This window comes from Kaistella sp. CFF1-2 (assembly GCF_059509915.1).
On record NZ_JCAKLF010000011.1, the window covers coordinates 1 to 6,625 of the forward strand.

The window sequence follows — 6,625 nt, forward strand, 5'->3', positions numbered from 1 at the left end:
GCCATTGACATACTAACATTGGATTTTCCTGTCGCTTTTTTAGTTGAGTCCATTTTGTACAATTCTTGATAATAGAACTTGACATTATTTGTATTCAGGTCTAAGAAAACGGTAGTTGCAAAGGCTTTGTTAGCAATACTATCACGAACGTATTTGTATTCGTAAATCGCTCTTGTGCTTTGTGCATTGAGTGAAATGATGATGAAAACAAATGCGAAAAGAAATATTATTTTTTTCATTAAATACGGTTTTGGTTTGAAATTCTTGTTGTTCTAAATTAGCTAAAAAATGTATTCAAAAATTATTTTTCTTACTGATAGAGGATAAGATCGATGTAATTGTTTTGGGTTTGGAGTTCTTTCTTTATTTTCAGTAAATCTTCAGCATAAAGTTGGGCAGGATCTTGTTGCTTTCCATTTGCATCAAAGTACCGCATATTGCTTATTTGAGGATTGTTAATGACAAATTGCTCCCGAAAGCCAACTGGATTTTTACGAAAAGAATTCCATTTTTTATTGAATTGTTCATGTGTTGCTGGTATTTGAGGAACTCTGTTTGTGAACGAGATATTTGGCGCCGATTTTTCAACCCGAAAATTTCCAACCAAAACAAAGGAATGTTGCTTTCTAGAATCTTCAACAGAAACTATTAAGCCAGGGAGTTTCGCAAAAACGTATGGTCCATCTTGATATGGAATTTCAGAGGTAAACCAAGCAATCCAATGCCTTCTTCCGAATTCCAATGTTGCTTTTTGACAGGTGTAGTTTCCGATTTTTTGTGTTTCATTGGTTAAATTCCATTTTAAAATCGTTGGATAGGTGATTTTGTATCTTTCAATACCAATATTTTCAAATGAATATGTTTCTTTTCCTTTGTAGATTTTCATAAATAGGTTTCCCATCGGAAGGTCGCTTCCTATGCTGTTGGATGTTTTTTGCTTTACATTAAACATCGAAGAATCTCTTTTAGCCAAAAGGTCGCTAAGAAATTCAGAATGATCTTTAAAGACATCAAGTTGCATTAACTCTTTGGAAACTTGACTTTGATTGGTTGAGTCGGGAACAAAAGTATATTCGTACAAGAAGCGATGTGATTGCGCGTTTGTTACTAAAAACGTGAAGAGAAAACTCAGTAAGAAAAGTGGATTTTTCATTAGTCAAACTAAAGCATGTTTAATAAGCAACACTTTGTTCAATGCTCGTTTTTTCTTGTACTTCACCAGGCTTTTGCAATTTTGCTAAGAAAGGTTCTGCTTTTGCGTAATCTTTAATTACTCGAATAGCAAGCAAAGCAAGCGGAATTCCCAATAGATAATTGAAAATACTAAACGTAGTCGCTGTTAAAAGTTCATCAACTGTGTCAGCACGATTTGTAATTCGGAATGTAATATTTCCGAGGATATTATTGAAAATCCAAAAAGCCCACCACCAACCGACGATATTTGAATTTAGCTCAAAGTTTAATTTAATTCCATTTTTTCTGTAAAGATCAACCGTTCTCTCGTAAAGTTCCTTCATGATTTTGTAGGGACGGACAAGATTCATAAATGGTACAAACCAACTTCCAGCAGCCCAATCATCCGAATATGAAAGGTTTTTGGCGCGCAAATGCAAATTGTAATAAGCACGACGAAACCACATGATAAAAGTAACGACGGAAACGATATACGCAATAAGGTACATGATTCCGATAATTCCTTCACGTGTATCATTTGCATCAGCTTCCTCTGGCGTTAGTGATCCAAAATCTGAGATTTGCGAAAGTAAATTGTACTGCAATCCGCTAGAAATTAACGAGATAATTTCCAGTCCTAGCATAATCCAGAGTAAGGTTAATGCATTTTTGGCTCTCTGTTCATTTGGTCTTAGGTCTTTCATGTTTTTTTAGTTGTTTATTTTGTAAGTTTTGAGATGATGGTGTTTATCTCGGTTTCGGTAAAATTTCCTGTAATATTTAGTTTTCCATTCGGGATTTCAGTTGAGATAACAGGTGCCCAAATAATCTCTTTATTAATGACAATCGCCAGTGGATTTCCAATATTTGCTTTGCTTAAATCTGCTAATTTTTTAGTTCCGATTTCGCTTAATTCTAGTCGAATTTCATAACCTCCATAATCAGAAATTTCTTTTGAAACTTTGGCGATATCTTCTTTGGTGAGACTTGGATTTTGAGTTAATTCAAACTTATCTTCATTATAACCACTGCTTTTATAATTGGTGACTAGGTAGAAGCCGTCTTTTCGATCAATTTTGGTGTATGTTTTTTTGTCTTTCTGAGGTTCTCCTTCACTCGGGTTATCTGAACATTTTGCGGTGAAAAGTGGTTTTAACTTTGATTTTTCCAATATTGTTGTATTCGAAATAGAAGTTGGAGGGATAATCACCCCGCGATTAGTACGCTCTTCTTCATTTTTAACAGCTCTTAACCCTTTTGCTATCGCTTGGAATTCTGCAGTTGTTATTTTTTCGCGTTTTAAAAATTCTTTTGTTATGCTCAATTGATAGTCTTCACCATTTTTTATCATGGTCATTTGTAATGGCGGTAACAGAACTTCTGGTTTGTAGAGAACAAAATAATCGGAATACTTTTTATTTATAGCATAGGTATAGCTAATTGCTTTGTACGGATAGTTGGAAGAGTAACGTATTACGTCTGGATTTTCTGGTAGCGTTATCGTTATCCAATTAAGTTTTGTGTCCAGTTTTTTAATGATGTACTCGTTTCCAAAACAATTGGGTGAATCATTAAAAACGGGTTGAAGTTCCCCTGCCTCCTTTGTGTCTTTTGAAAACTGAATACGAGCCTTGGCTTGCGCTAAACCATCAACATCAAGTATGAAACCTTCCGTAAGATCTGGACCTTTTGCGTAAAGTTCAATAGGATTACTTTTTATTTTTTCTTCGATTATTTCGATGGTATTTTTCTCAATTTCTTTCCATTTTCCGGTTTTGTACCCTCCAAAATAAAATAGATAAAATTGGTTGTTATCTAATAGGAAAAGCGACGAGCTGGGAACATCAACGCCTCCGTCTCTCAGATTGTATTTTCCGGCAAATTGAGCATGGATTTGCGCTGCAAAAAAGAGAAATAGCAGATATAAAATGTTGTTTTTAGTACTATGCATTTTGTGTTTTAACTTAATGATAAAGCTGATTGGTTTCAGTTTTAAATGTATGAATTCTGCTCATTAAATTAAAGCTAAATTTTTAGATTATTTAAAGGAAAATGAATTCAGAAAATTTCAATAAATGACATGGGAAAAGAAGACGATGAGGTAACTGAAAACACAGATTAAAGTTCTATAATTAAATGGTTTCAGCATATTTTGATCATTTGTTTTACTCTTTACAACAGATTTGGCCAAAATCCAAAAGACTAATGAAAGTGCTATGTCCCATACGTCAAATCGGCCATTCGTGAAATGAAAGAGTTGAGAAAATTCGAAAGTAAAAATCAATATAAGTGGTAGATATACCATGTTGAATTGGAGTTTTCCAAATTTTAGATACAATGATTTTGAGGTGAGTGTAATACAGAATATCCACAATGCTTCTGGTAAAGAATACACGATTACATCGGGTAGTGGAAGACGCTTCTGCACAGTATGTTGAGCTTCAATAAAAGTTTCAACCGAGTTGATTGCAATAAAAATTTGATTAATTATTGTTTGTTCCGTACGATAAAAAAGATAGATGAATAGGCAGATTCCTAAGCTAAAAAATGCGAGCAAATAGTCTTTTTTCATAATTTTCTATAGACGATTAATTTAAAATAGGAAAATACAAAATTGATTTCTTTTTCGAGTTCAAATTCATTCAATTTACTGAATTGAGAAAGATGAAAACTGGATTTAAAATACAAGAATTTTGAAAAATAATTGAACATATAATCAATATATTTTAGGGCATTATTTGGTGTGAAATGATTTAGTATAAAGAGTTTTCCGTTTGGTTTCAAAACTCGGGAACATTCCTCCAATACTTTATCTGGATCATCAACCACGGCCAAAACATGGGAAAGAACAACATAATCAAATTGAGCATTTTCAAAATCTAAACTCTCACCACTCATCAAAAGTAATTTGGTTCCTGTTTTTTTTCTTTTTTCGGCTAAATTCAACATTCCTTTTGAGGTGTCGATTCCCGTAATGTGATGATTTTGATATTTCGCAAGATGGCTTCCATTTCCAATTCCGATTTCCAGAAAGTTTCCTTTGGGTTGCAAATTTATTTCATTGAAAAGCCTTTCTTTTTGTGGTTGCAAAAACCAATCAACCATTGGATAAAAAAAGGAAAAACGATTATAAAATTGTTCTGAATTTTGGCTCACCTTCGTTTCGGTTTATTTTCGATTTTATGATCGCATCTGAATTCGTTCCTTGATTTGGTGTCTTGTAACGAAAAATACGATGAAATAAAGAAACAAACTTAAGAAAAGAATCAAAACGGAATAATCGATTTTATCATCGTCCAAGAGTTTTGCAATTTTTTTTGAATTGGCAAAGGAAAGTCCGATAAATAGGAGGGCGACAAGATAAACAACTAAGCCTGCCCAATCATTGGTGCTGTAAATAAACATTGAAACACAAAATAGAATGAGTCCTAAAATGGAATTTACATTGTACTTTTTGTACTCTTGGATTGCTTCTTCGTACTTGATATTGGTTAGTTTACCAGAAATTTTTAGCGACTCTTCTTTTACACCTCGTTCTTCTAGAATGAGAAGAGCAGCGTCTTTTAGGGTTTCTGGATAATTGTATTTTTTATTGTTTTTGGCAACATCAATTAATGACGTTGTTTGCATGGTTTTTAGTTTTTCAATTCGGGAATCCATTTTTACATTTTCCTTTTCTATTTGGTCTTCTGTGCTGCTTGGGATTAATTAAAAACAAATCATTTTCTTGGTCTTAAATTAAGTTTCCGCTCAAGAAAAATTGATTATTTATTTTTAGTAAGCATGAAATAAATAGGTAGAAGAAAAATGAGTTCTTTAGGAAATTTGCCCGAGAAATTTTCCATTAAAAATGGTGATAAAAACATTGAAAATATACAACAAACGATTCCAGTTTTCACGCATATTAATCCAAGTTGAGTGGCGTTTTTTGTTTCAAATGCAATAGACCAACTTGCGATATAATTTAAAATCAGTATTGAAATTAAAAATAATCCAACGATTGAAAATGGTTCGGTGGTCACGATTCCATAACCAGATAATTTTAGATTAGGACTTATCTTCATTACCATTAACGCACCTATTAGAAATGTGAAAAATAATGCGTATGCTAAAGAAAAGAGTTTTAGCATAATGGGATATTTTTTCGTATTAAAAAATATATTCCATCTATTCGATATCTTTCTGTTAAGTGTTTGTTCCATAATTATGTTTTTATAATTTAAATATAACTAAAATATGATAAAATTAGTTTACAAAAGTTGGTAATCCATCTTTACAAACGACTTTTGTTGGAGGTTGTACAATTGTACAGTCGCTTACAATGCCCCATTTTTTATTATAATCTTCGACAACTTTTGAATATTCTTTTACTTTTTTTAGAAAATTGGCGGTGTCTATCGTTGTAGAGTAGGCGATATAACCAGAGGGACCACCACAAGCTTTACTTCCAATTTCCGTAAATGTCCACGTTGACGAATCGGTACAGCTTACACTAAGTGATATTTTTTTTAATTCACTAAATAATTTATCAATTCGTTCTTCTTCCTGCCTTTGGACTTTTTCATCATCCGTAGAACATGAGCCAAATAGTAACGCAACTAATACAAAAGCAAAAGGTGTTATTTTTTTCATAAAAAGCAATTTATAATCTAAACATATCTATTTTAGCGCGCATTGGAAGGACTAAATAAAGGATTTTGCATTGCTATGTTTCTTACAAAAATCATTTCGTTTTCCCTTTTTTCTATCTCATTAATTTGATTTGCAATCGCCAAATTATGCGCTTCTACTTTTGATGGAATGGTAAATAAGTCAATAATCGCCCAAATTCCAAAACCGCCTAAGGTTATCCAATAAAGAATTTGAAGACCCCATTCTCCTAAATAAGCGTAATGGCAACCAATGAAAAATTAAAATAAATAAGCCATTCCTGTTGATTTCATTTTGGACATTAAATAATGTTTATTCATCTTTTTATGTTTTTATTTGGTTTAAAATCACTAATTCTATTATTCCCTTCAATAAGGTTTCTTTAGCTTAGTTGATAATTACTTAATTAACTAACCTATTGACTCATATCTGATTACGCCAAGTTACAAAAAAATTAAAGTGAAAAATATTTTTTAAACATTTATTTTGCAGTAAACTTCTGGAAGTTCAATGTTTTATCAGTACAACTTGTAGAATTGCAGTTTAGGATAATTTCTGCACCCTTTATTTTTCCTGAGAATTTTAATTTTTCTTTTGATGTTGGAGTTGTAATGAAATGCTCTCTTTTTTCTGCGCTTTTCTGAATACCAAATTGCGATGTTTTTATAGTTTTCTTTCGCCAATTTCGAAACTAATTTTGGTGTTATTTAGTTTTAAATTTTGCATTTCATTTTGAAAAAACAAAATATCACCGTTTGCAATTTTTTCACTACCAAAAAAATGTCCCTTCATTACATTGTTT

The 6,625-nt window shown here is 32.1% G+C and carries 7 protein-coding genes and 1 pseudogene; all 8 read right to left on the reverse strand.

The window, feature by feature from the left end:
• A pseudogene (locus tag AC5XHR_RS13470) lies at positions 1–239 on the reverse strand (hypothetical protein); the annotation flags it as partial.
• Between the two features lie 71 nt (positions 240–310).
• Positions 311–1,153, reverse strand: coding sequence for a GLPGLI family protein (locus AC5XHR_RS13475; protein ID WP_495951306.1), 843 nt, complete (start codon positions 1,151–1,153; stop codon positions 311–313).
• 19 nt (positions 1,154–1,172) lie between these two features.
• Positions 1,173–1,877: a DUF4328 domain-containing protein gene (locus tag AC5XHR_RS13480; RefSeq protein WP_495951307.1), complete on the reverse strand. Its 705-nt coding sequence runs from the start codon at positions 1,875–1,877 to the stop codon at positions 1,173–1,175.
• Positions 1,878–1,891: 14 nt separating this feature from the next.
• Positions 1,892–3,124 carry a SecDF P1 head subdomain-containing protein gene (locus AC5XHR_RS13485; protein ID WP_495951308.1) on the reverse strand — a complete coding sequence of 411 codons (1,233 nt, stop codon included), beginning with the start codon at positions 3,122–3,124 and terminating at the stop codon, positions 1,892–1,894.
• Positions 3,125–3,741: 617 nt separating this feature from the next.
• The gene (locus tag AC5XHR_RS13490) at positions 3,742–4,329 is read right to left on the reverse strand and encodes a class I SAM-dependent methyltransferase (RefSeq protein WP_495951309.1); all 588 of its coding nucleotides are present in this window, start codon (positions 4,327–4,329) and stop codon (positions 3,742–3,744) included.
• 24 nt (positions 4,330–4,353) lie between these two features.
• Positions 4,354–4,833, reverse strand: a complete 480-nt coding sequence (locus tag AC5XHR_RS13495) for a hypothetical protein (RefSeq protein WP_495951310.1) — start codon at positions 4,831–4,833, stop codon at positions 4,354–4,356.
• Between the two features lie 104 nt (positions 4,834–4,937).
• Positions 4,938–5,375 (reverse strand): hypothetical protein, encoded by a 438-nt coding sequence (locus AC5XHR_RS13500; protein ID WP_495951311.1) that lies wholly within the window; start codon positions 5,373–5,375, stop codon positions 4,938–4,940.
• 43 nt (positions 5,376–5,418) lie between these two features.
• Positions 5,419–5,805 (reverse strand): hypothetical protein, encoded by a 387-nt coding sequence (locus AC5XHR_RS13505; protein WP_495951312.1) that lies wholly within the window; start codon positions 5,803–5,805, stop codon positions 5,419–5,421.
• Positions 5,806–6,625: the final 820 nt, after the last annotated feature.